This is a genomic window from Drouetiella sp. (assembly GCF_059504425.1).
In genome coordinates this window covers 1-26,722 of the sequence record NZ_JCACIN010000039.1, presented here as the reverse complement: position 1 = coordinate 26,722, position 26,722 = coordinate 1, and the positions used below count along the sequence as shown (strand labels likewise).

The following is a 26,722-nucleotide window of genomic DNA, read 5'->3' as shown; positions in this document are numbered from 1 at the left end:
GTGAAGAGCGTGGTTTTCTGAAGGTAGTTATTCATTTGAACGGCTGGGTTCCTGTAATTATGATTCGGTTAGCACTACTGTGAATACTCGACACTTGAATGGCTTGAGGACAGGAATTAGGAGAACCAGAATGACTAGCAAGGTAATCTTTGAGCCATCGGCATCCTTGGTTTAAAAGATCATCTAAGCTGCTTACTTGCCAGAGTCTAACAGTGCCATCATCACCTGTTGAAATGACCTGCTTTCCATCCAAGCTAAAACTGATGCCTCTGGCTGCATGTTGATGCCCCCTATACTCTGCAAGCTGGCGTCCTGCTATCGTCCAGACTTTTACTAAGCCCTCATCCCCGGTGGTAGCGAGTAATTGACCGTCTGGGCTAAATCTGACCCGCCTGACTCTGCCGATATGTGCCCGGAATTCATCCAGCTTTTCTCCAGTGAGGCTCCACAGCACCACTTTGCCTTCTACGCCCGTAGTTACGATCGTGTGTCCATCTGGGCTAAATTGGATAGTGCTGATATCTCCTGAAGAAGTCTTGAATTCAGTAATTAGCTGCCCTGAATTTGTCCAAAGCTTAGCAACACCATCGTCGCCTGCTGCTGCGATTTGCTGGCCATTAGGACTGAAGCTGACACTCCACAGCCGCCCACGATCGCTTCCCCTAAATTCAAGCTGCTGATGCTCTTGTAAATCCCAAAGTCTAATCATGCCATCTGAACCAGCAGTCACTAGCCTCTGTCCATCGGGACTAAAGGCAAGAGTGCTAAACAATCCTACCTCTGCCTTCATCTCAGCACGCTGTTGACCAGAGAGGTCCCAAAGTCTAGCAGTGCCATCTGTACTAATAGTTGCGATCGATTTACCATCGGGACTAAAGTTAACGTTCAAGACGCGATCGGTGTGCCCTTTGAATTCCTGAAGCGGCTTACCATCAAGTGTCCACAGTTTGGCGGTACGATCGCTGCTAGCCGTTGCGATTGTTTGACCATCAGGGCTAAGGCTGAGTCCTGGCACAGGCTTCTGATGCGCCACGAATTGAAATGAAGGGGAGCCAGCGAGGTTCCATATTCTAACGGTTCGATCTTCACTAGCAGTAACTAGCCTTGTTCCATCTGGGCTAAAGTCGGTGCTGCCCACAAAATTGCTGTGCCCCCTTAGCTCTCTCAACAGTTCACCTTGCAAATTCCAAAGTTTTGTAATCCCTAACTCTCCAGAGGTGACAATCTGTTTGCCATCCGGACTAAAGCTGGCGCTCATTACCCAGCCTACATTGCCAGTGAGCTGAGTAATCTGCTTACCCTCAAGTGTCCACAGTTTGGCAGTACCATCTTCACTTGCTGTCAGAATCTGTTGGCCGTTGGGGCTAAAACGAACCTGTCGAATCAAGCCGGTATGAGCGTTAAATTCTGTAGGCTGTTGTTTGGCGAGGTTTAGTAAGTGCACTGTACCGTTTTTACCCGCTGTTACGATCTTTTCTCCGTCCGGGCTAAAATCAAGGCTTAAGAGTTCTCCCTGGCTGAGTTGAAAGCCTGGGAGCGGTTGTCCTGAAAGTGTCCAAAGCTTTACTGCTCCACTGCCACTGGCGATCGCCACCCTCTGTCCATCTGGGCTAAATTTCACGTTGTAAACAGGTTGTGGTTGCTTCTCAAATTCAGTTATTTCATCACCTAAAAGACTCCAGAGCCGTACCGTACCATCTTGACCTGCCGTAACAACCTGCTGTCCATCCGGACTAAAGTCAAGTGAATACAGGATCTTTTGCTTTCCAGAAAACTCGGATAGTTTTTGCCCCGATGCACTCCATATTCGGATCATCCCATCTTTACTGACTGTGGCAACTTTTTGTCCATCGGGACTGAATGCAGCAAATTGGATGCCTTCCGGATGCTGAAACACATTTTGCTCATGAATTTGAGACAAGATAGCCTGAAGTGCTTGCATTGGATTCACGACGGAGTACTGCTTTGATCGCTCCTCTCCAATCAGCTGCTTCAATTGGTATCCACTTTCGAGGGCGCCCAGCAACGATTCAATTTCATCTCCACCTGCAAACTGCTGAAGCGTTGCTAAACCAGCTTGCTCAAGACTGGCGGTTTCCTGAATTTTCTGCTGCTGCCCATAGGCATATTCGGCAGCTAGCCCAGCACCGATCGCCACACCCAGCGATACTCCTAAAAAAACAAAGCTGATCCGAATCCTACGGTTAGCTTTGACAGCAGCATCAGTCAAAATCTGGTTTGCTCTTTTTTGTGTGGCTAATTCGCTCTCCTGTGCCTTGAGTCTGATCTCTGCTTCCAGATTTTCAAGCTCTCTCGCCTTCTTTTCGGCAAGTAGTGCTCTCTCTGCCTCGCGTTTATCAATCTCCTGGCTAGCAGTTAAATATTGGTAATCGCGATCGCTCAAGCTCTTACTCGCTGCCCAAGCCAGCGCATCCTGCAATGCTTGCCCCCGCAGCAAGCGCGACTCGTCTATGCAGCTAGAAATCAACCACGCCGTCAAAGATTCTGAGTAAGGACGCAGTTCAGCCAACTGGCGATCGACCCAAGCCTGATCAAAAATCAGCGCATAGAGGCGATTGTAGATTCGTAAACAGCCTTCTCGACGCACAACCAACCCCGACAGACGTAGTTCAATCTGCTCTGGACTATCATCTACCGTAGCTCCTGTTGGCAAGCCATCCGGCGCAACAGGCGACTGCAAAATCTGTTGATACAGCCCCAGCAATCGTCCCACCCGCTTTTCATTCCACAGTAATCGATCGGCAATCGGCTTGAAGTGAGGCGGGTCGTCTTGCGTTTCCCAATGTTGAATCACCTTTTCCTGAACTAGGCGATCGAGGGATAATTGAGCCTTAAAGCCATCAAGGCTCAATTGTCCGATTACCAAACGACAGAGTCTTTGAGTTAAAAAAGGCTGCCCACCCGTCCAATAAAAGATGTTTTGCAATAGAGCTTCGGGGCGATCGCTTGCCCTAGCAAGTCCAGCTAGTAGATGCTGACTGTGTGAGAGTTCTAAGCCGCTCAGCTCAATGCCTTGACCCAGATTAAAAGGCGACTGACGGCGATCTTGAATCAAATCAGTGGGGGTAGCAACTCCAACTAGGGCAAACGTGAGGCGATTAAACTCAGAGTTTAGAGCGCGTTTGTCATAGCAGGTGCGGAGAATTGCAAAAAAATCATCGGTATTAAACGGCAGACTAAACACACTGTCGATTTCTTCCCAAAAGATGACGATCGCCCCTGAGATAAACTTGAGCAGCGCTTCTTCAAAGAACAGGCTGAAGCGCTGCACGGGCGAAATCAACGCATGGCTCTCCCACCAGGCTTCCAGGTCAAAGCGATTGGTTAGCTCAAAGCCATCGAGCAGGCGATCAAGGATGCCCGCATACCATTGTTCAGGGGTAATGTCTGACGTGCCGATTTCGGTCATATCGAGGACAGCACAGGTGATTCCTGCTGCCTGCAAACGCTGAATTGTACGAACGCGCAGGCTTGATTTACCCATCTGACGGCTGTTGAACACGTAGCAGAGCTGTCCGGATTTAAGTCCTTCGTAGAGATCGCGATCGGCCTGGCGCTCAACGTAAGTGGAAGCGTTAGCAGGGAGGCTGCCGCCGACTTGATACATATATGTAGGATGAAAAGTCGAACTCATAGCCCTGCCTCGTCATAGTTCAAGTCAAATCAAAGATTTTAATCACCAGATGATAATTTTTTGCAAAAATAGTTCTTATTTGCTTTCTCAAAAGCATCTATCCAGTCACAACTGCGCGATATAAGTTCATCTAAGTTTTCTATTTGCCACAGACGAACAGAGCCGTCATAGCTAGAAGTTGCGATGATTTGCTTTGACGAATCAAACGCCATGCCGCTAATCTTGCTTCGATGTCCCTTGAATTCAGCAGTTAGCTGTCCTGACCGAGTCCATACTTTGACCAGCCCGTCATCACCTACACTTGCAACACGTCGATTGTCTAGAAACATAACACTTCTTACCCAACCCCTGTGCGCCTTCCATTGACTGAGCTGTTCACCCAGAGAACCCCATAGTCTAACAGTACCGTCCATTCCTCCTGTGACAATTGCCTGTCCATCTGGACTAAATTTTGCACTTAAAACCCCACCTCGGTGTCCCTTAAATTCTGTAATTAAATTTCCTGATAGATCCCAAAGCTGAATTGGACTATCAACAATGCTGTAAAGATTAACTTGTAGTGTTCCTGCAATTAGTAAGGATTTTGTATCAGGACTGAAGTCCATGCTGTAAACACTGATTTTTCCCTCAGTTCCTAAGGAAGGATTCCACTCTTTAATTAACTGATCTGTAGCCTGGTGCCAAATTTGAATCACATCATTTGAGTCGCTTTGTGTCGCAATAGCTAAATGCTCGCCATTGCCACTAAAGCTCACGTTGTAAGCACTGTACTCAGCAATCTTTTCGCCAGACATGTTCCAAAGCAACACCCGCTGAGGAGAAGAAGTAGCTACATATCGTCCATCTGGACTAAAACTAACCCCTTGCACTCCTCCCCGTATAGCTTTCCATTCCCTCAATTTTCTGCCAGATAAGTCCCAAAAGCTCACTTTTCCACTTAGCTCACCTGTCACTAACTGCTGACCATCAGGGCTAAAATCAAGGGTATCAAAAATGTTTTGATTGCCAGAAGAACTACCTTTAGGAAATCGATTAGATGAAGTTTTGAAGATATGTCTGCTATTGAGTAAACTCCACTCTCCAACTCTGCCAAGAATACAGATCTTGGAGCTATCTACTTGAATGCCCCAATCACTACCGAAAACAGGAGCATCTTCCTCAAATGGATATAGCCAAGTTGCCTTTGGTTCTACCAGAAACTCTCCCCATGCTTCCCCCGGTAAATCAGGATGATACAGCTTAATTGTAATTACTTGATTGGATTGATTCTCTAACCAAATCCTACCAACTCGATTGTCGTCAAATAATGCTGATGCAACCCGTTCTGGATAGAGTCCAGGAGCATACAAAGAAACGCATCGTACGTCATTTTCCGGCTCTTGAGATTTTGAAAGGGCAATAAAGCTATTTGAGTTGAAGCGTTGTCCAGATAAATTCCAAAGTCTTGCAGTACCATCAGTTCCTGCTGAGACAAGCTGCTGATTATTAGAGTTGAACTGAACATTCAATACGCCACCCAAATGCCCTTTTAATTCAGCTATTTGCTGACCAGATATATTCCACAGCTTCACTATTCCATCATCTCCAGCAGTCGCAAAAGACTGACTATCTGAGCTAAAGTTGATATCTCTTGTCCAGCCCTTATGTGCCTTTAAAGTAAGGAGTGGTTGCCCATTTTGATCCCACAATTTGACAGAACCATCACTTCCGGCTGTGGCAAGCGTTCTTCCATCTGGAGCAAATTGAGCGCTCAAAATGGCACCTTGATCACTTGCAAACTCTATAAGTTTTCGCCCAGACCAATCCCACTGCTGCACTTTACCTTCAAGTCCTGCTGTGATAAAGCTTTGATCATTAGGTTTAAAGTTGATGCTGTAAAGCTCTTTTTCAGAAGCTTGCCAAGATGCTTGTTGTTGACCAGCTATATTCCACACTTTAGCTATTCCACCGCCAACTGTAACAACTCGCTTCTCGTCGGAGCTGATTACTACAGCTTGAACAACTTCCTGATGATCATATGTGTTTAAAACCTCTCCAGACAAATTCCATTGCCTAGCTACACCATCATCACCGGCTGTCAAAATAAACCTTCCAGTGGAACTAAAGTTCATGTCTAAGATACTGCGATGGTAGCGCTCAAACGTCTTTATAGGCTGCCCTAGGACATCCCATAATTTAACTACTCCGTCTGAACCAGCTGTCGCAATTAATCTGCCATCTGGACTGAATCTGACCCTTCTTACCCAACCTTGATGTCCAAGGAGTTGGTTCTGCTCGGAAATATTGTCGAGTATTTTTTGAAGCGCTAATAATGGACTAAATGCTGGAGATTTGTCAAATACACCTTGTGATTTCACTAGCTCCTGTAAAGCTGTTCCGCTCTGTATCGCCGTTAACAAAGACTCTAATTCTCCGGACTCAAATTGTTGTAAAGCAACATTCCCTAATTGGTTAATTGCATTTCCTTGAAGAGTAATCTGAGTAGTTTGCTGTGATTCTACAGCTTTTTGTCGTTCCTCACCAGCTTGTGCTCTAGCTTGCTGAGCTAACATCTGAGCAGCTTCTGTATCTTTCAGTAACTGTTGCAAGTCCCCTTGAAGTTTACCCCTTTCCTGTTGTGCGGTTCGTAATTCCTGCTGTGCTTTATCACGTGCCTCCTGTACTAACTGCTGTTGCTGCTTTGCCTGATTAATTTTTGCCTGAGCTGCTTGTGTCTCCTGTTTTGCTTGAGCAATTTGCCTTTGAGTTTGGTTACGAGTACTAGAAAGTTCCCGCTGTGATTTTTCGATCTGCAATTCGTTGCTGTGGATAGTTTCTTCTGCATTTTGAATTTGACTTTGAGCTTCGACAATAGATTGTCTACCCCACCAACCAGCTAACATTGCTAAAGCCAACGCTGTGATTAAAATATAAACACCAAAGCGTATTCGTTTTCTGGCTTTACGGTTAGCACTTGTCAGTAACTGATTTGATTGCTTCTCGACATCTAAGTTACGTTCAAATTCTGAGCGTTCTAGACTTCGACTAGCATCTAAAAAATGGTAATCTTGATTGCTGAGACTTTTATTAGTTGCCCAACTCTGAGCATCAACTAATGCCTGCCCCCGTAGCAAGCGCGACTCATCTGTAAAACCAGACTCCACCCATGCACTGAAGGTCTCTGCATAGGGGCGCAGATTAGCTAGCTCCTGATCTACCCATGCCAGATCAAACACCGCAGCATAGATTAAGTTATAGATTTGTAGCCTGCCCTCTTGCCGCACCACTAGCCCTGATAGTCGCAGTTCCATCTGCTCTGGGCTATCGTCTGCTGTCACGCTACCTCGCTGAAACACCTGCTGATATAGCCCTAAAAGCCGCCCCGTCCGCTGGGCGTTGCTGTACAAAATCCGGTTACGAATGGTCTTTAGATGCTCTGGCTCATCCTGGGTTTCCCAGCGATCGATCACTGTATTTTGCATCAGATTCGCCACCCAGTCTGTTTCGGCTCCAGCCGCGATCGGGAAGGAGGATGCCATCACCAATCGACAGACTTTCTGGGTCAAAAAAGGTTGTCCACCTGTCCATGCCAAGATTTCTCGTAGCACTGACTGCGAATCTTCTGCCTTGGTTGCTAATCCCGGTAGGAGTGGCTCTGCCTCATGCAAACTAAAGCCCGTGAGTTCGATCGCCCGTCCAATATTGAATGGGGTGCGTCGCTTATCCTGAATCAAGTCTGATGGCGTTGCAACGCCAATCAACGCAAAGGTCAGCTGACGATATTCGAGCTGATTGGCGCGATTGTTGTAGCAATCCCGAATCACCGCAAAAAAATCATCAATGTTGAACGGCAAACTCAAGACGCTGTCAATCTCATCTACAAAGATGACAATTGCCTGACCTATCTGTGCTAGGAGGATGTCTTTCAGAAATCTACTGAACTTCTGGACAGGCGACAGTAAGCGATTTTCCTCCCACCAAGCAGAAGAATCGAACGTGTTGTAAAGCTCAAATCCGTTGATTAGCGTATCAATCACGCCAAAGTACCACTGCTCTGGTGTAATATCTGAGGTGCCGATACTGGTAATGTCGATCGTGGCACAGGCAACGTCCTGCGCCTTCAGACGCTCTTCTGTACGAACACGCAAACTCGATTTTCCCATCTGTCGTGCGTTGAGAACATAACAAAAGTCACCATTTCTCAGACTTTCGTATAAATCTCGATCGGCTTGACGGTAGACATAGCTTGGAGCATCGACGGGTAAGCTTCCTCCAACGTAGTAAGTATAGATAGAGGAAGGGACAGTGCTCATTAATTGGCTCCTAAGCGATCGCGAAAATAGACTTTATACAAGTTACAAAGTGGAATCACGTTGTTTCCAGAAAGTTCTACTAACCCCATGCTACGGAGCTTAAAGGCGTAGTTTTGATCTAACTGCACGGGTTCATCTGCCATCACAACTCGACGCATAGCAGCAGATAAACTAGAATCTTCTCTCAAATTATGAAGGTGACGGCTGAGATGGTCGCCATACAGCCCCTCTTCGGTATAAGCCACCTGCAAATATTTCTCTAATGTTAGGTTTCCTTTCGCAATATCGTAAAGGGCTTTCCGCAACAGATAGGGATGTCCATCCGCAACACTCATCAACTGCTTGACTTGCGCCATTGACCAGTTCAAGCCGTGTAGCCTGACTAGCTCCGTAACCTGTGGTTGGGTAAGTTCGGGTAGATCAATCGGTAGTCCGACATTAAAAGGAGATTGATTGATGTTGAGCGGAATATAAACTTCCTTCGAGTGGGCAATAACTAGACGAAGTTTCTTCCAGATTTCTTGGTTTTTGCCCTGTTCATGCCAAACACGCAGCAGGCTAAAAAAGCCATCAGCGATCTCCAAGTGTTGAAAGACCTGATCTACTTCATCCAAGCCTAGTGTCAAGGAACCCGAAACTTCCTTGAGAAGGTATCGCTGGAAATAGTTTGTACATCTTACCTTGGTGCTGAGCATAGGCTTCCAGTGGTCTTCTAGCTTGTCTTCTAACTCCAATGCATCCGTAACAGTTCGACAAAACCATTGCAGAAACTTATCTAAATCTGTTAAGACTTTTGGATCAACGAGCTGGAAGTTGATGTATCCGGTTTTATGCCCAATTTCTTCAGCACGGTGCAAGATTCGCTGCTGTAAGGAGGTCTTACCCATCTGTCTTGGTGCCTTGATCCGGATGAGTGCGCCCGGTCTTAAGACGGCCTCATAGCACTCTTGCTCAATCGGTGGGCGATCGATATACAGGGGTGAATCAGTGCTAATTGAACCCTCTGGTACGTCAATAATGAATGGAAAAAGCTCGAAGTCCCGAACCGGACCCAGTGGAATAGCAACCAGTTCTGGCAAAAGCTCGATCGGTTCAATAACTTCAGGTTCTTCGCTCTTGCGCTTCAAAATCGGGGTGGGGATATCAGAGAAGCCTTCCATCCCAATATTGCTACAGCCCCAGTTGTAGGCAGATTCATAAAGTTCACCCGATCCTAGGGCATTATAAAAGCCAAATGAAAATGCCCTTGCGACTCCATCGCCTACCTTCTGACTGGTGCCAATTACATATGGAATATATCGGGCAATGGCTGCTGCTTGCTGCTCAGAATAGCAGGCATTTAAAACAACACATTCCACAAAACTTTCAACCAGTTTGAATACCGCTGCCAATGCGACCCCATTTACTAGCCTGGCTTGACCACTCGCGTCTTCAAAGACAAGTCCGGCTTGGTCAACACCATGACCTGCAAAGTGCACAATTTGGGGTTTAAACTCTAAAAGGGCAGACTGAATATCTCTCGTCTGTGCCGCCATCTTAATCTTTAAGACAAACTTATCTCGCTTTTGTGCTCTTTCCAGTTCGGCACTGATCTCCTTGACCTCTGTTTCTAAATCAAGGCGATCGGAGTTTGCAGGATTTGCACCCAAAAACAAGATGGTCGTCTTTTTCCTTTTAGCTGAGGGAGGCATAGTTCACTCTGGCTTGATTTATGTAAAAATTACGTCTCTGTTTACTGCTTGACATCTGATGAAACAGCAGTCAAGTAGTCTAACTGCTCCCTGCCCAAACGTTCCAAATAAGCTAAAAAGTTATTCACACCAGATAGTGTGTTCACCAGCCTTAGTGGGCTGCCTCTGCCCTATCCCCCATATAATTGCGTAATATAAGTTGCCCAATCTTAGCTTTAAGAGTGACCGATCGCTGCAAACAAAACTTTTCCTTAAGAAAAAGCTTTTCGGAGACGCATGAAACCTTCCTCGCTTTGTTGCTTCTAACGGTTACTTGATTGATTCATAGTCGTAGCGCGAACTCAGTCAATTTTTGCATTTCAAAACAGGAATTAAAGAGTCTGGAAGCGGCGCAGGGGAATCATCCGGTAGAACAACAGATAGCTTCCGAGCAATGCCACCACCAGCTAGCATTGTCTGGATTGCCTGTTTTCCCTGCTCAAAAGCTGCTTCGATCGACAAGCCGTCGCCCAACCCCTCGTAAAATCCAACGGCAAAAGTAATGGCGACATCATCTCGCACAGCCTGCTTCATTCCAATTACGTAGTTAATGTGTTGAACGATCGCTTCTGCCTGCACTTCCGCATAGCAAGCATTTAGCAAGACGCACTCTACGCGATCGGCAAATAGCGCAAACAAGCCAGACAGAGCTTCTGAGCTAACCAGCTTAATTTGCCCCATCACGTCCTGAAACACTAGACCTGCATCGCCTTCGCCATGCCCTGAGAAATGCACGACGTGCGGCTTCACCTCTAGCATGGCTCGTTGTATATCTCGCGGCTCCACTGCCCATCGCTGCTCTAACTGAAACCGATTGCGAAATTTCGATCGCCGCAATCCATCTTCAATATCACGCACTTCGCGATCGAGCCTCAAACGGCCGGTACTTTGAGGGTTGGCAGCAAGGATTAGGATAGTTCTTTTCATAGAGCAGCAGTTCGGGGTTGAAGGTCGCAGAAAACTAATTAACCGGATAGGCTCTGAATGCAATTATTGAGTTTCGATGCCATCACAGAGGTGTCTGTCGTTTGAGGAAACGGCAATATTGTTCGTCAAATACCCTTTTAACCAGGTGCAACTTTTACTCAGAAGAGCATCCAGCTTAGGAATCTCCATTTCTTCCTTCTCCATTTGCCAGGTTTTGATAGAGGTATCATTTCCAGCCGTTGCAAGTCTCTGACTATCTGGGCTAAAAGCTACATCTAAAATCACGTTGCTGTGGGGTATGGTTCTCAGCAACCGACCTTCTAGGTTCCAAATCTTGACTGTACTGTCATGGCTGGCGGAGGCAATCAGGCGACCGTCCGGTGAGAACATAGCGCTACTGACCCAGTTAGTATGTCCTGTTAAAGTTTTCAACAGGCGACCCTCCAAACTCCAAAGAACTGCGGTATTGTCATAGCTTGAAGAGAGTAGCATTTGACCATCTGGGCTAAAGTCAACTCGTGAAACCCAATCTTTGTGAGCCTTGATTGTTTTCACTAAACTGCCGTCTTTCCAAAGTTTAATGGTGCCATCCCGACTTGCCGAAGCCAGCATTTGACCATCTGGGCTAAACTGCACGCTCAGAACGGGTTGCTGATGTCCGGTTAATGTTTTAAGCCAAGTTCCATCTGTCTTCCAAAGTTTAATAGTTTTGTCGTCGCTTGATGTCGCTAGAATTTTGCCGTCAGGGCTGAAGCTCACACTCCTAACCGATATAGTATGACCCTTACAATCCTTGGTATTTCCCGGACAACTCTCGATCGTTTTCAGTAAGGTGCCATCACTCTTCCATAATTTCACCCGGTTGTCAGTTGCGACTGAAGCCAAAAGCTGGCTATTGGGAGAAAATCTAACGCTATTGACAATATTACTATGCCCTGCACAGCTTTTGGCTTCTGGTAAACAACCTTCCAAGGTCTTGAGCAGGGTTCCATCTGATCTCCAGAGTTTCACCGAATTATCGGCTCCTCCCGAAGCCAAAAGTTGACCGTTAGGAGAGAAACTGACGCTCTTTACACCGTCAAGATGTGCCCGTACTGCAACCAGAGGCAAAGGCTCAGCTTTCCAAAGCCTTGCTGTTTTATCGTAGCCAGCAGAAACTAAAGTTTTGCCATCGGGCGAGAAACTGACGCCTGTAACGGGTCCATTATGCCCCCTAAAAGTTTTCAGCAATAGACCATCTGCCGTCCAGAGCTTAATGGTACTATCAGAGCTAGCCGTCGCAAAGAAACGTCCGTCTGAGCTAAAGTTAACGTTCTTGACTACATCTAAATGGCTATTGAGTGTTTTAATCCAGGTTCCATTAGATTTCCACAATCGCACCGTACTATCTGCACCTGCCGACACCAGGAATTTTCCATTGGGGCTAAAGCTCAGTCCTTGAACTAACGCGTAATGTCCTCGGCAATTTCCAGCATTTTTATCTCCTTCTTTACATCCTTCAATCGTTCGTAACAGGAGGCCTTTTGTACTCCAAAATTTAATTCGTTTGTCTTCACCAGCAGAAGCAAGGATTGTGCCATCAGGATGAAAACTAACGCCCAGAACCTCGCCTTTATGACCTTGGCAAGATTTCTCAGTACTGACACAGGTCGGAAAAGTTCTGAGCAAACGCCCGTCTTTCACTTGCCAAAGCCTAAGAGTGCCATCAGCACTGGCTGAAGCAATCATTTGACCATCTGAACTAAACGCAATACTGTTGACGCGATTGCTGTGTCCTGAAAGCGTCTTGAGTAACCGTCCATCTGCCACTCGCCATAGCTTAATTGTCCGGTCGTGACTGGCTGAGGCGATCGTTTGACCATCTGGGCTAAACCGGATGCTGACGACCCCATCGGTGTGCGCGGTCAACGTTCTGAGCAACCGTCCTTCGGGGTTCCAAAGCCGAATTGTTTTGTCGAAGGCTGATGAAGCAATCATTTTGCCATCCGGGCTAAAGCTAACGCTCCATAAGTCGGCTTCATGACCTTGTAGACGATTCCATTCCTGAACCCCATAAATCGTCGCCCGCATTTGGTCTTCTGTTTCTGCTTGAATCTCAGGCTGTGTTCCCAGCTTAGACAAACTCTCTCCAGCCCTGACGCTCGACTCTAGCGCTTCGAGCTGTTTATTTGAAAGGAGCTGGGAGTCTGACAAGGCATTTAGGGCTTTAATTTCAGAGGTTTGGGCCTGATTTCGCTCAAAGCCGAGCTGAACGCTGAAGATCGCCATTGCCAACGCTGCAGCTAGTAAACCGACCATCGCCACCATTCTTATTTGAGATTTAATTCTGTATTCAGCAGCTTTCTTAGCCTGCTTTTCAGCTTGTAGCGTCAGTTGCACCTCCTGTCTATCCAATTCCTGAGCAGCCCTTAAAAACTGATTATCAACATTGCTTAAACTTTTACTGGCTGACCAGGCTAAAGCCTCTTGCAAGGCCTGCCCTCGCAGTAGACGGGACTCATCTTGAAAGTTCGACTCCTCCCATGCCTCTAAAGCTTCGGCATAGGGACGCAAGGCTGCTAATAAGTTAGTTGTCCATTCTTGGTTAAAGACTGCTGCATAAATGCGGTTATAGATTTTCAGGTGTTCCCTTTGCTTCATAACCAACCCCGACAGTCGTAGTTCCATTTGCTCGGGACTATCATCTGCTAGAACTTTGCCCTGCCTCAAAATCTGCTGATACAACCCCAGCAACCGCCCTGTTCCTCGAGAAGAGCTGTAGGTAATCCGATTGCGAATTGTTTTGAGGTGTTCAGGTTCATCCTGAGACTCCCAGTTGTAGATGACAGCGTGTTGTAACAGATTGGCAAGCCACTCCTGTTCGGCCCCGGCAGTAATAGGAAAAGCTGAGTCTCGCACCAACCGACAGACTTTCTGAGTCAGAAACGGCTGTCCGCCTGTCCAATTGAGAACCTCTCGAATCATAGCCTGTGGGTTCTCGGCTTTTGTGGCGAGACCCGGTAGAAGCGGATCAGCTTCAGATAAGCTAAAGCCACCTAGCTCGATCGCCTGCCCAATATTAAAGGGCGTACGGCGTTTGTCTTGAATCAGATCCGAGGGAGTAGCAACACCAATGATTGCGAAGGCTAAGCGGCGATAATCGGGTTGATCAGCTCGGTTGTTATAGCAGTCACGGATAACGGCAAAAAAGTCGTCGCTGTTAAAGTCAAGGCTTAAGATACTGTCAATTTCATCAATGAAGATGACGATGTTGCCAGAGAGTTGCTGCAGCAATACTTCACCCAGAAACTTGTTAAACTTCCGCACTGGAGAAATCAGCGGATGTTCTGCCCACCAAGCTTCTAGGTCGAAGCTCTCAGTCAGGTTAAAGCTGTTGATTAAGCTGTCAATGACTCCGCCATACCACTGTTCTAGCGTGATGTCTGCCGTGCCAATGCTGGTGATGTCAATCGCCGCACAGTCAATGTTCTCAGCTTTGAGCCGCTGCATTGTCTGAACCCGGAGGCTCGATTTACCCATTTGTCGGGCGTTGAGGACATAGCAAAACTCGCCTGACTTCAGGGCTTCATAGAGGCTGCGATCGGCTTTTCGGTGAACATAAGAGGGGGCATCTATCGGCAAGCTGCCGCCAACTTGGTATGGGTATGAGGGGCTAGGGACAACGCTCATAGAAACTTAGGGGTATAGAGTTTTTCGGGTGCCTTGTTTTATCTGCTTGAATTTGGAGCCGCCATTAATTGATTTGGTAATTGAGTAGAAGCTTGGCAGGACTGCGAAACATTTTGTGCCTCGGCATGAGTTGCTAAATAATTATTGAGCCAGCCACAACCGCGTTGAATTAGATCTTCTAAGCTATACAGTTGCCATAACCGCGCAGTTTGATCGATCGATCCCGTGACAATCTGCTGTCCGTCGGGACTAAAGCTGGCGCTGTAGACGGCTCCCTGATGACCTGGGAGTTCTAGGATTAAATCTCCTGTCCGACTCCACAGTCGCACCGTGCGATCGTCTGATGCAGTTGCAATCTGCTGACCGTCGGGACTAAAACTGGCGCTCCAGACGACTCCTTGATGACCTTTAAACTCCTGAATCAGTTCTCCCGTCAGACTCCGTAGCCGAACAGCTCCACTATTGTTTGACGTAGTGACAATCTGTTGACTATCAGGGCTAAAGCTCACACTCCAAACAGCTGCCTCTCTCTCTGCAAACTCCTTCACCAACTCTCCGGTGCGGCTCCAGAGTTGAACAGTACTATCGTCTGAGCCAGTGGCAATCATCTGACCATTGGGACTAAAACTTACGCTGTTAACCCCACTATGATTGCTCTTCAATTCAGTGATCAGGTCTCCAGTTACATTCCACAGACGAGCCGAGCCATCTCTTGATCCGGTGACAATCTCTCGTCCATCGGGGCTAAAGCTGATGCTCCAAACGCCTGCTTGATGCCCTTTAAACTCATGAAGCAGTTCTCCCGTCACGCGCCATAATCGAGCTGTGCCATCATCGGACGCGGTGGCAATCTCTCGTCCGTCTGGGCTAAAACTGACGCTTCTTACCCATTTTTGATGCCCCTTAAACTCATGAAGCAGTTCTCCCGATCGACTCCACAGTCTGGCAGTACTATCTCCCGCAGCAGTAATAATCTGTTGACCATCAGGGCTAAAGCTGGCGCTCCAGACCGCTTCCTGATGTCCCTTCAGTTCATGACTTGACCCTTCCGATCGACTCCACAATCGAGCAGTGCCATCGCCTGAAGCAGTGACAGCCTGTTGACCATCAGGACTAAAGTTGACGCCCCAAACACCTCCCTGATGTCCCTTAAATTCCTGAATTAAGTCTGCCGATCGACTCCATAGTCGAACCGTCCGATCTTCAGAAGCAGTCACAATCTGTTGTCCATTAGGGCTAAAGCTGATGGCATACACGGCTCCTTCGTGCCCTTTAAATTCTTGAATGAGTTCTCCCATCAGGTTTGATAGCCGAGCGGTATTATCATCGGAGGCAGTAGCGATCTGCTGCCCATCGGGGCTAAAACTGACGCTCCAAATCAATTTCTCATGCGCCTTAAACGATCGAATCTGTTCTCCAGTTTTGTTCCACAGCCGCACTGTCCCATCTCCTGATGCAGTTGCGATCGTCTGTCCATCAGGGCTAAAAGTAGCGTTCCAAACGCCCTCTTCATGCCCTTTAAATTCCTGGATGAGTTCTCCCGATCGACTTGATAGTCGAGCGCTGCCGTCCAATGATGCCGTGATAAGCTGCTGCCCATCTGGACTAAAACTAACGCTGCTAACGGGCGCTTGAGAGCCCTGAAATGTTGCAATTAATTCCCCCGATCGCTGCCACAGGCGAACAATGCCATCCTGTGACCCAGTGGCGATCTGCTGTCCATCGGGGCTAAAGCTGACGCTCCAAACGCCCACCTGATTTCCTGGGAACTCTTGGATAAGTTTTCCCGATCGCTGCCATAATCGCGCCGTTCCATCTCCAGAGGCTGTAGCGATCGTCTGTCCATCTGGGCTAAAACTGACGCTCCTAATCCACTGACCATGCCCCTCAAATTGGTTCTGCTCGCTGAACTGCTCGGGCTGATACAGGTTTCGGTACAGTACTTTCTGCAACGTAGAAAAAGGACTAAAAGCTGGATAATTCTGCAATGGAGCTGCTCCAACAATCTGCTTAAGCTGCTCCGCCAAGGGAAGCACCGCAGACAGGGCCTCAATTTCCCCAATTTTGGCACCATTGGCATCTAATCGGCGCGAGATTGACGTTCCTTCCCGCTCTAACGTCGTTCCTTGCCGAGCGGTCGCTGTCTCACGTTGAGCTGCTGCTGTTTCACGTTGAGCCACTACATAAGCCAAAGCCGCCTGTTGCTGATACTGCTGTGCCACTTGCAGGCTTGCCTTAGCTTCTTGTACCTGCTGCTGAGCCTGCTGTTGATTTTGCTCGGCTTTAGCAGCCTGAAGCTGCGAACTTTGAAGCTGTTGTGTTGCTGCTGCTACCCGTTGCTTGGCAGTTTCTAGATTCTGGTCAGCCAGCTGTAGCTTTTTTTCAGCCAGCTGCTTGCGCCCCTCCGCTCTCTTTAGAGCCAAATCTGCCTCCTGCTGAATCTTTTGCTTTTCCTGCTCAAGCTTATTTTTGTCTTGTGTTGCTGCTGCTACCTGCTGTTTAGCGGTTGAAGTGCTTTGCCAGGCAGTAATTACAGCTACGATCGCCCCTGCTAATGTTGCTGCCAATATGACTGTCCCTAACCAAACGCGACGATTGGCTTTCTTGTTTGCCTTTGCCAACAGCGATCGCGCTGCTGATTCGGCTGCTAAGCGGGTTTCCACATCTCGGCGATCGATCGTCTGACCTGCTGCTAAAAACTGATAATCCAGATCGCTTAAGCTCTTGCCTGCTGCCCATGACTGAGCATCAACGAGCGCCTGCCCACGGAAGAGGCGCGACTCGTCTTCATAGCCCGACTCTACCCACGCAGATAGCGCTTCACCATAGGGACGCAAATTTTCTAGCGATTGGTTCACCCAATCTAAATCAAACACCGATTCATAGATACGGTTATAAACCTGTAGCTGCTCATCCCGCTTGACAACCAGCCCAGATAGCCGTAGCTCCATTTGCTCTGGACTGTCGTCTGTAGGAATGCCTCCTTGCTGCAAGATCTGCTGATAGAGCCCTAGTAGCCGCCCTGTTCTTTGGGCACTGCTGTCCATAATCCGTGCTCGAATTGTTCTTAAATGTATGGGTTCATCCTGCGATCCCCAGTTGTGGATCACGGCATGTTGAAGCAAGTTGGCAATCCACTCGCCTTCAGCACCTGCAGCGATCGGAAACGCCGAATTCCGCACCATCTGACAGACTTTCTGCGTTAGAAATGGCTGCCCGCTCGTCCAGCTGAGAATCTCGCGCATAACCGTCTGCGGATTCTCAGCTTTGGTCGCAAGACCCGGAAGTAAAGGGTCTGCCTCGGACAAGCTGAAGCCACTCAGCTCAATTGCCCGACCAATATTAAATGAAGTCCGGCGTTTGTCCTGAATTAGGTCTGAGGGAGTGGTTACACCAATGATGGCAAAGGCTAAGCGACGGTAATCAGGCTGATCAGCTCGATTGTTGTAGCAGTCGCGGATAACGGCAAAAAAGTCGTCGCTGTTGAACTCCAAGCTCAGAATGCTGTCGATCTCATCGACAAAGATAACAACGTCACCAGGAAGGGAGCAGAGCAACACCTCGCCCAAAAATTTGCTGAACTTCTGCACTGGAGAAATCAGCGCGTTGGCTTCCCACCATGATCCCAAGTCGAAGCCATTATAAAGCCGAAAGCTGTTGACCAAGCTATCAATTATCCCAGCGTACCACTGCTCTGGCAGCATATCTAGAGTGCCAATGCTGGTAATGTCGATTGCCGCACAGGCAATGCCCTCGGCTTTCAGGTTCCGCATTGTCTGTACCCGCAAGCTGGATTTCCCCATTTGGCGGGCGTTGAGAACGTAGCAAAACTCGCCTGATCGCAGTCCTTCATAAAGCGTGCGATCGGCTTGACGGCTGACATAGGAGGGTGCATCTACAGGAAGGCTGCCGCCTACTTGGTACTCATAGAGGGGTTGGGGAGCACTCACACTTTGACTCCTAACTGATCGCGGAAGTAGTCACGGTATAGATTGCACAGAGGCATGACGTCGCTGCCGCGTAGCTCTACTAGCCCCATGCTGCGCAGCTTAAAGCTTTGAGTTTGATCAATCCGCACTGGCTGATCGCTGGCAATCACTGTCTTCATGGCTGCTTCGAGCTTGGGATCGTTCTGCAAGTTGAGTAGATGCCGCCGTAGATGGTCATAAAAGGGGCCAGCATCAGTAGCAGCGATCTCCAGGAAACGCGGCAGAGTGATATTGTCACTGGCGATCTCATAGAGCGCCCTTCGCAGCAGATAGGGATGCCCATCGACAACGTTCTTCAACTGCTGAATTTCACGATCGCCCCAGTTCAGCTGATGCCGGTGCACAAGTTCGCTAATCTGCGCGGCGTTGAGTTCAGGTAGCTCGATCGGTAAGCCGACGTTAAAGGGAGATTGGTTGATATTGAGTGGAATGTAGACTTCTTTAGAATGAGCAATCACCAGGTGGAATTTTTTCCAAATATCATCGTTTTTACCGTTCTCATGCCAAACTCTCAGCAAGCTAAAAAAGCCGTCGGCAATTTCCAGGTGTTGGAACACTTGATCGACTTCATCTAGTGCCAGCGTTAGCGATCCCGGAATCTCTTGGAGCAAATAGCGCTGAAAATAGTTACTGCATTTGTTTTTGCTGCCCAAAATTCCCTTCCACTGAGTGGCTAGCCTATCTTCTAGCCCCAGTGCATCAGCGACGGTGGCGCAAAACCACTGTAAGAACTGGTCAAGGCTGGTCAGAAAATCGGCATCGACTGACTGAAAATTAATATGTGCCGTGCGGTGTCCCTTTTGGTTGGCATGTTGCAAAATTCGCTGCATCAATGACGATTTACCCATCTGCCGGGGAGCCTTGACGCGAATCAAAGCGCCAGGTTTAAGGATAGTCTCAAAGCAGTTTTCTTCGATGGGCGGACGCTCAACATATAGCTGCGAGTCTAAGCTCACCATACCTTCGGGAACGTCAAGTTGGAGGGAGGCTTGAGCTGGAGGGAGAGGAGCAGCCTCTTCGACTACTACCAGTGAGCGTGGATCGTTCACTGGAATGGGTGGAGCGACACTCATAAGGGGCTGAATTAGAGCACCCGAATCTAGTTTCCGTCGTAGAACGGGCGTCAAATCTTCGGGGATGCCCGCCAAGCTAATGCTGATACAGCCATTCTCAAAGGCAAACTCGATCGATTCTCCGGCTCCTAAGGCATCATAAAACCCGACAGCAAACTCTCTGGCAGCCGCATCGCCCACTGCCTGACTCATGCCAATCACGTAGGGAATATGCTCGGCAATTGCTACAGCTTGCACCTCGGAATAACAGGCATTGAGCAGAACGCACTCCACACCCCGATCGGCAAACAGCTTAAATAGCTTGGCTAAAGACTCGCCGCTAACTAGCTTCACCTGCTTATTGGCATCTTCAAGCGCCAGTCCGCCCTGTCCCACACCATGCCCAGAGAAGTGAACAATGTTGGGCTTGAAGTCTAGCATCGATCGCTGCACGTCTCTAGCTGTAACTGCCCACTGTTGTTCTAGCTGAAACTCATCACGCTTCTGCGATCGCTTCAGACCTTCCTCGATTTCTTTCACTTCTTGGTCTAGACGTAGCGGAGTAGAATTTTGAGGATTAGCGGCTAAGAATAAAATCAGTCTCTTTGAGGGGCTAGGCATAGGTGCTTGCTGCAACGAATTTGATAGCGACTGTAGTTAATTATCCTGAATAGAACTGATAGGGCAGCAAAGCTCTGAAGGTAATTTCAGATTAAGATATCCATAATTTAGATAAAAGTTGACAATTGTGCTGCCTCCCTCTAATGAATGTTTTTGTGAACGATCTCAAACTCATTGTAGAGATAGCGTTATTTTATAGATTTTGGGTAAATTGACTCAATATCTGGTGCCGAAACAGTAAATAGCTCAAAAATTCTATTTACTGCCGATTGCTTACAATTAAGCAGATTCTATTTCATTTCGAGCAAATTATAGAAGCAGGTCGATCGCCTAGCTCAATAAAATTGGTTCTAGAGTACTAAAGATCGTCCCAGTCAATGTCTTTTAACGCGATCAGGTACTCACTTCCATCATTAACGGTCACCGTTACCTGTTTTTTCTCAGTTTGTTCGATGTCAAACAAAATCCTACCTGCATTCAGCATATTCCCAAGATTGGCGGCAGCTTCAAAATTAGAGTCAAAGGCTGAAGCAGACTCGAAGGTAACGCTATACCGATCGGTCAGCAGAATCTGATGAACGATCGTTTCTTTATCAATACTGATATCGGTCGTGATTTGACTGTCATCTCCACCCACAAAGTCTTTGAGTCGACTGAGATAGCCCGTTGGAATAAACAGCTTGCGAGTATTGGCTCCAAACTGAATTGAAATCTTCTCCATCCGTGAATAGTCAATGCTGAAAGAGACTGGCAAGCTTGGAAAATTGCCGACACTAGACTTTAAAGCATCAGATTTTTCAAAGACAACATTCAGGTCAGGATATTTCACTTCTACAACAATTTGCTCATCATCTGCCAGTTTCAGCTCTTTGCGATGAGATTCGATCGCTTTTAGAAGCAACTGAGTCGTTGTTAAATGATTTGGCTCCGGAAAGTCTTTGCCAATTATGGTAAATCCAGCACCTCCTGGAAAGAGTCCGCCAGACATCTCATTCACAACCGAGCCGAGTAGACTGGCTCCGCCTCCACTGCTGTTAGCCTCCTGGGGAATGATCAGAAACCACATTTTGCCAAAACCTCGGACCAAGCGGCGCGACCAATAGTAATTTGAAGATGACATTGTAATACCCCTGCTTGTATATCAATAATTTTATTGTTCGGATTTTGTGGTTCATGATTGAAGAGCAAGTCTTGTAGATCCCCAACCCCTCCGTCCAACCGCAAACGCCTATGTCTGGATACTAGGTCAAATGCTGGAGAGCCAGATGGCGATTGCGACCCGGAAGGAGCAGGGCAATGAACCACAAGAATGAGCCTTTGGGATGGCGTTTTGAGAAGATTCAGCCCCACCATTTAGAGACACTAGCTGTGGTTTATGTGCGTCAGTCAACGTTGCAGCAAGTTCTAGATCATCAAGAGTCTACCCGGATTCAATATGGCTTGGTGTATTAAGCCGAAGCATTCGGTTAGAGCCTTGAACAAGTGCGATTGTTCTTACGCCTTGAAAATTCTAAGACTCCCCACTCACAAGCTTTACAGCCTGTCGTTGAGCGTATGTTCGCTTAGATTGATACTCGCTACTCTTCTTCTTAGCTGTTTCATAGTAAACGGATTGGCTAGACACTTTCCGCATCAATCCAGATGCCTGATCCCATAATCCTGCAATCTCTAACCAATCTTCTTGGGATTTTGCTGTCGTTGCAGACCTGCCTGCATTTTCAGCTTTTCTAATGCCTTGAATATATGGGGCAAGTGAACTTGCTTGGCTTGCATAACTCTCATTATTTTGGTACTCCTCCATTTTGCGTCGTGCTTTAGCATAATTTGAGTCAGTAGATGGAACTTCGTTTAACTTAGTCATTGCCTGCTGCCAAAGGCGTTTAATATTTTCCCATTCTTCAAGAGATAGAGTGTTATCCTTCCCTGCTTGTGTAAGTTTTGCGGCAATAATACCAACTCTGAGTGCTTCAACATATCGAAGCTGATTTTCGTACTCACTTAGCTTTTGAGATGCTTGCAGATAATTTTCATTCGTGGGAACAATTTGTTTCATCAACCGAATAGCATTTTGCCAATTTTCGATAACTTGTTCCAGAGCATCTTCAGTTAATCCGTCTTTAGGCATTTGGGTAATTGTTGCTTGCTCTAAAGCGAGAGCTTTTTCAAAAATATCAGCACTAATTGGAGGAGAGATTGAAGGAGAGGAGCTTGATGGTATCACGGCACCTGGATCTGCCAAAAAATGCTCATGCCATCTGTTAATTAGAATGAGGACAGCACAACCTGCGATTGTAGTTGCCAGGGTAAACAGGACAAGCCGAATTTTAGTATTTGGATTTGCTTTCCCCTGATTTAAGAGCAAAAGGCTACTGCTCGTCATCAAGTTCAAAGGTTGTCCTTCTGTACCTAGGTTCGTGATCGCCAAGGGTAAATTCCGATCGAATGGATTTGTTCCAATACTGGGATGCTGTTTATGATTGGTGGCATTTTTTACACTCTCGCGTACGTACTCAAATAACTCGCCAACTGTTACGAAACCATTCCGGTTAGAATCAGCTTCACCTTTCAGCCCTCTCAAGAGGTAGTAAGTGAATACTCCGTGCCCACCTCCCCATCTTTTACCTCATTCGACTCTGCTGACGTAAGTAAGGCAGTTCCTCCTCTTGCAATACTGATCTCTTTTAGGTAGCGGTTTATCAATGTTGTACTCTCAGTCAAGCTCCTGCTTCTAATGCCCCCACCAATTGCTGCACTGTGGCAGGTATCCGCTAAAATAACGACCTTTTCTGAGAGCAGAGTGTCTTTCAGCGCACGATCGATATCCCCCATGGGCAAGGCAGTTCCTGCAATATCACTGGGGTCAGTATCATGAGTAAGGAGATAAATATTGCTTGGTCGCTCGGGATCAGGCGAACCATGACAGGCGAAATAAATCAGCACCAAATCTTCTCTCGCTGGCTTTTTCAAGAAGCCCCGCAATGCACGTGTAACGTTTTTCTTTGTCGCTTGCTTGTTGGTAAGCTTGCAAACGTACTCAGCCTGAAAACTTCCTCCATTGGGAGTAAGCAGTAGCTGATAAAGTTCCTCCGCATCGCGGTCGGCATATCTCAAATTCAGTTTTGAGTCCTGGTATTTTGAAACGCCAACAATAACTGCCCAGCGATCGCAATCCCGATACTGGGAATACAACTCAGAATCAACTAGCTCTGCTTTTCGGGTGGAGGGTTGATCAGGCATAGAAAATTATGGATAAGATCGAGAAGTGAGAATTGATGCTAGTTCGACATTTTCCATAGTTTAATCTCCAGATCGTCTCCTCCGCTAGCCAAGAGTTTGCCGTCCGGGCTAAAAGCCACCGATCGCACCTCTCCTAAATGCCCCGTAAAGGTTTGCAGCAGATCCCCTGTCTCTATATTCCACAGCTTCACCGTAAAATCCGCACTGGCGCTGGCAATTCTTGTGCCATCGGGGCTAACCGCCACACACCACACCTGTCCCGCATGACCTTCGAGAATGTGTTTGGGTGCTCGCTTCTTCCCTGTTACTAAATCCCATAGTTTGATGGTGCGATCAGCTCCACCGCTGACCAAAATTTGGTGTTGACTGCTAATTGCAAGCGACAGAATTTGATTCAGGTGAGCATCTTCAATGACATACAGCGGTTGTTCATTTGGACTATCCAGATCCCAGAGCTTAATGGTCTTGTTTTGACTCCCACTGGCAAGCCATTTCCCATCGGCACTAAATGCCAGCGACAAAACTGGGCTACTGTGCGCTTGTATCGTTCGTTGCAACTGTCCAGTTTCTAAATGCCAAATTGAGACTTTGCCATGTTCTGCTCCGGTTGCAAAGATAGGACGTTGCGGATTGGAACTGATAGGTAACGCATTCACCAGGGTCATTAGCCGAGAGGATGCTTTGACCAGATGGCGGCAGTCCCCCGTCTTTTTATGGGTCAGCAGTTTCTTATCCCACACCCTGACTTGAGCATCGGGACTGCAACTGAGCAGCAGTTGTCCATCTGGACTGATTCCCACACACTTGACTCGATCGCGGTGTCCTGTGAGCAAATGGAGGAGCCGTCCTGCCTCGATATCCCATACTCTGACGGTGCGATCGTTGCTGCTGCTGAGAATGGTTTTGCCATCGGGACTAAATGCCAGCGATCGAATCCAATCCGAATGACCAATCAGCGGTTCAAGCTGAGCCTTGGGAGTTGAGACGGCAAGAGCAGGAACGATCTCATTCAGTTGCTCCTTTTGTTTCAGAACAGGAATTAGATAGTCTGGTAAAACCAGCGGGTGTTCACTCTCAGGTGATTGGATGGGGATCAGCTTACGGTTTGTGCTTGATAGGTTGGGAAGATCCGTTTCGATCTCACTACATCCCAGCTTATAAGCCGTCTCAACCGATTCCCCAGCACCAATGCCGTCATAGAAGCCTATGGAGAAGGCGATCGCGGCGGCATCGGGAACCTTGCGGTTCATGCCAATTACATAGTTGATGTGTTGAATCAGGGCTGTGGCTTGCACGTCAGAGTAACAGGCGTTGAGCAGAATACATTCCACCTAATCTGCAAAAATCTCAAACAGACGCGCTAGCTCATCACTTTTCACCAGTTGGGCTTTGCCGTCATCATCTTCCAGAATCAATCCGTCTTCTCCATCTCCGTGTCCACAAAAATGCACAATCTGGGGTTTCACCTCCAGCAGCAATCGCCGTAGATCAATCGGTCGCACGGCTCCGCGCAGTTCGATGTGGAATTGGTCGCAATTTTGCGATCGCCGTAATCCTTCTCGAATATCTCGAATTTCGCGATCGAGGTCGAGGACGGATGTGCCGTTGGGATTGGATGCCAGGATCAGAATGGTTTTCATGGGTTGCCTATTCCTGCTAATTGACCACAGTTTTAGACCGAGAAACCGATCGCTCTTCAGGCTCTGCTGGATTCTGGGAGGCAGTTTGAGCTATTGCTGCACCCTGGCTCAACAGTAAGGGAAGGAGGATAACAATTAAACGTCGTTCATGCAATTGATCCTTCGTTCAATGATATGGGTGTTTCACAGCAAAACCAACCACTCTACCTAATCAGCAAGCCTGTGGCTTAGTCCTCCGCTCGATCGATAGGTTTGGCAGCTTTAACCCACTCTGGATAGACCGGAATAAAGGGCAACCCATCCTTGCTAAAGCGAATCGCCCAACGTCTGGCTAAGGGAAAGAGATCTGAACGGTAAATCAAATCGGGTGCGGCTGACTGGAGCAATTTTTCCAGGCAGTCTACCCTGCCAATCTTTTCCAGTGCCGCTACTGCATTATCTCCAACGTCACTGGTCTCATGGTTGAGAGCGGTGATTAAGGCATCGACAGCTTTATCAGTACCAATCCGACCTAATGCCTTTGCTGCTCTCTCTCTATCGGCGCTGTTCTGATCGTTGAGAGCGGTAATTAAGGCATCGACGGCTTTGTCATTGCCAATCTGTTCCAATGCCGCTGCTGCACCCCGAATATCGTAGTTGGGCCCATCGTTATCGTTAAAAGCGGCGATTAAGGCATCGACGGCTTTGTCAGTACCAATCTTTCTCAGTACCTTTTCCGCCCTGTATCTAACCTGGTTGTGCCCATCGTTATCGTTGAGAGCAGCGATTAAGGCATCGACGGCTTTGTCAGTGCCAATCTTTCTCAGTACCTCTTCCGCCCTGTATCTAACCTGGTTGTGCCCATCGTTATCGTTGAGAGCAGCGATTAAGGCATCGACGGCCTTGTCAGTACCAATCTTTCCCAGTGCCCCTGCTACCCTGTATCTAACGGTGCTGTCTTGATCGTTGAGAGCAGCGATTAAGGCATCGACGGCTTTGTCGTTGCCAATCTTTCCCAGTGCCTCTGCTGCATTTGTTCTAACGGTGCTGTCTTCATGGTTGAGAGCAGCGATTAAGGCATCGACGGCTTTGTCAGTGCCAATCTTTCCCAGTGCCTCTGCTGCCCAGTATCCAACGCCTCTGTCTTCATGGTTGAGAGCAGCGATTAAGGCATCGACGGCTTTGTCGTTGCCAATCTTTCCCAGTGCCTCTGCTACCCTGTATCTAACGGTGCTGTCTTGATCGTTGAGAGCAGCGATTAAGGTATCGACGGCTTTGTCAGTGCCAATCTTTCCCAGTGCCCCTGCCGCCATGTATCCAACGTATTTGTCTTCATGGTTGAGAGCGGTAATCAAGGTATTAATTGCTTTATCAGTACCAATCCGACCCAGTGCCCCTGTTACGCTGTGTCTAACGGTGCTGTCTTGATCGTTGAGAGCAGCGATTAAGGCATCGACGGCTTTATCAGTGCCAATCCGACCCAGTGCCTCTGCTGCTCTCTCTCTAACGGCGCTGTATTGATCGTTGAGAGCAGCGATTAAGGCATCGACGGCTTTATCAGTGCCAATCTTTCCTAGTGCCCCTGCTACCCTGTGTCTAACGGTGCTGTCTTGATCGTTGAGAGCAGCGATTAAGGCATCGACGGCCTTGTCAGTACCAATCTTTCCCAGTGCCCCTGCTACCCTGTATCTAACGGTGCTGTCTTCATGGTTGAGAGCAGCGATTAAGGCATCGACGGCTTTGTCAGTGCCAATCTTTCCTAGTGCCTCTGCTGCATTTGTTCTAACGGTGCTGTCTTCATGGTTGAGAGCAGCGATTAAGGCATCGACGGCTTTGTCAGTGCCAATCTTTCCTAGTGCCTCTGCTGCATTTGTTCTAACGGTGCTGTCTTCATGGTTGAGAGCAGCGATTAAGGCATCGACGGCTTTGTC

At 47.8% G+C, this 26,722-nt stretch carries 14 protein-coding genes; 1 reads left to right on the top strand and 13 read right to left on the bottom strand.

Features of this window, described 5'->3' with window-relative positions; translation table 11 throughout:
• Positions 1 to 31 precede the first annotated feature (31 nt).
• From AC5JMP_RS08625 to AC5JMP_RS08590, 8 genes are all read right to left on the bottom strand, one after another.
• Positions 32 to 3,655: an AAA-like domain-containing protein gene (locus tag AC5JMP_RS08625; protein WP_495851041.1), complete on the bottom strand. Its 3,624-nt coding sequence runs from the start codon at positions 3,653 to 3,655 to the stop codon at positions 32 to 34.
• Between the two features lie 38 nt (positions 3,656 to 3,693).
• Entirely contained in the window at positions 3,694 to 7,947 is a 4,254-nt protein-coding gene (locus AC5JMP_RS08620) for an AAA-like domain-containing protein (protein ID WP_495851040.1), read from the bottom strand.
• A complete protein-coding gene (locus AC5JMP_RS08615; protein WP_495851039.1) occupies positions 7,947 to 9,638 on the bottom strand; it encodes an AAA-like domain-containing protein in 1,692 nt (563 codons plus the stop codon). Before AC5JMP_RS08615 ends, AC5JMP_RS08620 begins: the two co-directional genes overlap by 1 nt.
• A 345-nt stretch (positions 9,639 to 9,983) precedes the next feature.
• A complete protein-coding gene (locus AC5JMP_RS08610) occupies positions 9,984 to 10,604 on the bottom strand; it encodes a CHAT domain-containing protein (protein ID WP_495851038.1) in 621 nt (206 codons plus the stop codon).
• A 63-nt stretch (positions 10,605 to 10,667) separates the two neighbouring features.
• The gene (locus AC5JMP_RS08605; RefSeq protein WP_495851037.1) at positions 10,668 to 14,273 is read right to left on the bottom strand and encodes a WD40 domain-containing protein; all 3,606 of its coding nucleotides are present in this window, start codon (positions 14,271 to 14,273) and stop codon (positions 10,668 to 10,670) included.
• A gap of 38 nt (positions 14,274 to 14,311) precedes the next feature.
• On the bottom strand, positions 14,312 to 18,223 hold the full coding sequence (locus AC5JMP_RS08600; RefSeq protein ID WP_495851036.1) for an AAA-like domain-containing protein: 3,912 nt from the start codon (positions 18,221 to 18,223) through the stop codon (positions 14,312 to 14,314).
• Entirely contained in the window at positions 18,220 to 19,935 is a 1,716-nt protein-coding gene (locus AC5JMP_RS08595) for an AAA-like domain-containing protein (RefSeq protein ID WP_495851035.1), read from the bottom strand. Before AC5JMP_RS08595 ends, AC5JMP_RS08600 begins: the two co-directional genes overlap by 4 nt.
• A 358-nt stretch (positions 19,936 to 20,293) precedes the next feature.
• Positions 20,294 to 21,055 (bottom strand): hypothetical protein, encoded by a 762-nt coding sequence (locus AC5JMP_RS08590; protein WP_495851034.1) that lies wholly within the window; start codon positions 21,053 to 21,055, stop codon positions 20,294 to 20,296.
• Between the two features lie 176 nt (positions 21,056 to 21,231).
• On the opposite strand from AC5JMP_RS08590, the gene AC5JMP_RS08585 reads away from it, so the two are divergent.
• Entirely contained in the window at positions 21,232 to 21,387 is a 156-nt protein-coding gene (locus AC5JMP_RS08585; protein WP_495851064.1) for a hypothetical protein, read from the top strand.
• A gap of 58 nt (positions 21,388 to 21,445) precedes the next feature.
• Here AC5JMP_RS08585 and AC5JMP_RS08580 read toward each other — a convergent pair whose 3' ends face one another.
• The 5 genes from AC5JMP_RS08580 to AC5JMP_RS08560 form a co-directional block, all read right to left on the bottom strand.
• Complete coding sequence (locus tag AC5JMP_RS08580; protein WP_495851033.1) at positions 21,446 to 22,360, bottom strand: hypothetical protein; 915 nt, start codon at positions 22,358 to 22,360, stop codon at positions 21,446 to 21,448.
• Positions 22,361 to 22,509: 149 nt separating this feature from the next.
• Positions 22,510 to 23,172: a caspase family protein gene (locus tag AC5JMP_RS08575; RefSeq protein WP_495851032.1), complete on the bottom strand. Its 663-nt coding sequence runs from the start codon at positions 23,170 to 23,172 to the stop codon at positions 22,510 to 22,512.
• A gap of 38 nt (positions 23,173 to 23,210) precedes the next feature.
• Entirely contained in the window at positions 23,211 to 24,503 is a 1,293-nt protein-coding gene (locus AC5JMP_RS08570; RefSeq protein WP_495851031.1) for a WD40 repeat domain-containing protein, read from the bottom strand.
• Positions 24,504 to 24,833 carry a hypothetical protein gene (locus AC5JMP_RS08565; RefSeq protein ID WP_495851062.1) on the bottom strand — a complete coding sequence of 110 codons (330 nt, stop codon included), beginning with the start codon at positions 24,831 to 24,833 and terminating at the stop codon, positions 24,504 to 24,506. It abuts the gene before it with no gap.
• A 206-nt stretch (positions 24,834 to 25,039) separates the two neighbouring features.
• A partial coding sequence (locus AC5JMP_RS08560) for a HEAT repeat domain-containing protein (RefSeq protein ID WP_495851030.1) occupies positions 25,040 to 26,722 on the bottom strand: 1,683 nt, incomplete at its 5' end.

What these genes read in the sequence shown, in the direction of transcription:
- AC5JMP_RS08625 (WP_495851041.1), bottom strand. Translation starts at nt 3,655, where the DNA reads ATGAGTTCGACTTTTCATCCTACATATATGTATCAAGTCGGCGGCAGC.
- AC5JMP_RS08620 (WP_495851040.1), bottom strand. Translation starts at nt 7,947, where the DNA reads ATGAGCACTGTCCCTTCCTCTATCTATACTTACTACGTTGGAGGAAGC.
- AC5JMP_RS08615 (WP_495851039.1), bottom strand. Translation starts at nt 9,638, where the DNA reads ATGCCTCCCTCAGCTAAAAGGAAAAAGACGACCATCTTGTTTTTGGGT.
- AC5JMP_RS08610 (WP_495851038.1), bottom strand. Translation starts at nt 10,604, where the DNA reads ATGAAAAGAACTATCCTAATCCTTGCTGCCAACCCTCAAAGTACCGGC.
- AC5JMP_RS08605 (WP_495851037.1), bottom strand. Translation starts at nt 14,273, where the DNA reads ATGAGCGTTGTCCCTAGCCCCTCATACCCATACCAAGTTGGCGGCAGC.
- AC5JMP_RS08595 (WP_495851035.1), bottom strand. Translation starts at nt 19,935, where the DNA reads ATGCCTAGCCCCTCAAAGAGACTGATTTTATTCTTAGCCGCTAATCCT.
- AC5JMP_RS08590 (WP_495851034.1), bottom strand. Translation starts at nt 21,055, where the DNA reads ATGTCATCTTCAAATTACTATTGGTCGCGCCGCTTGGTCCGAGGTTTT.
- AC5JMP_RS08585 (WP_495851064.1), top strand. Translation starts at nt 21,232, where the DNA reads ATGAACCACAAGAATGAGCCTTTGGGATGGCGTTTTGAGAAGATTCAG.
- AC5JMP_RS08575 (WP_495851032.1), bottom strand. Translation starts at nt 23,172, where the DNA reads ATGCCTGATCAACCCTCCACCCGAAAAGCAGAGCTAGTTGATTCTGAG.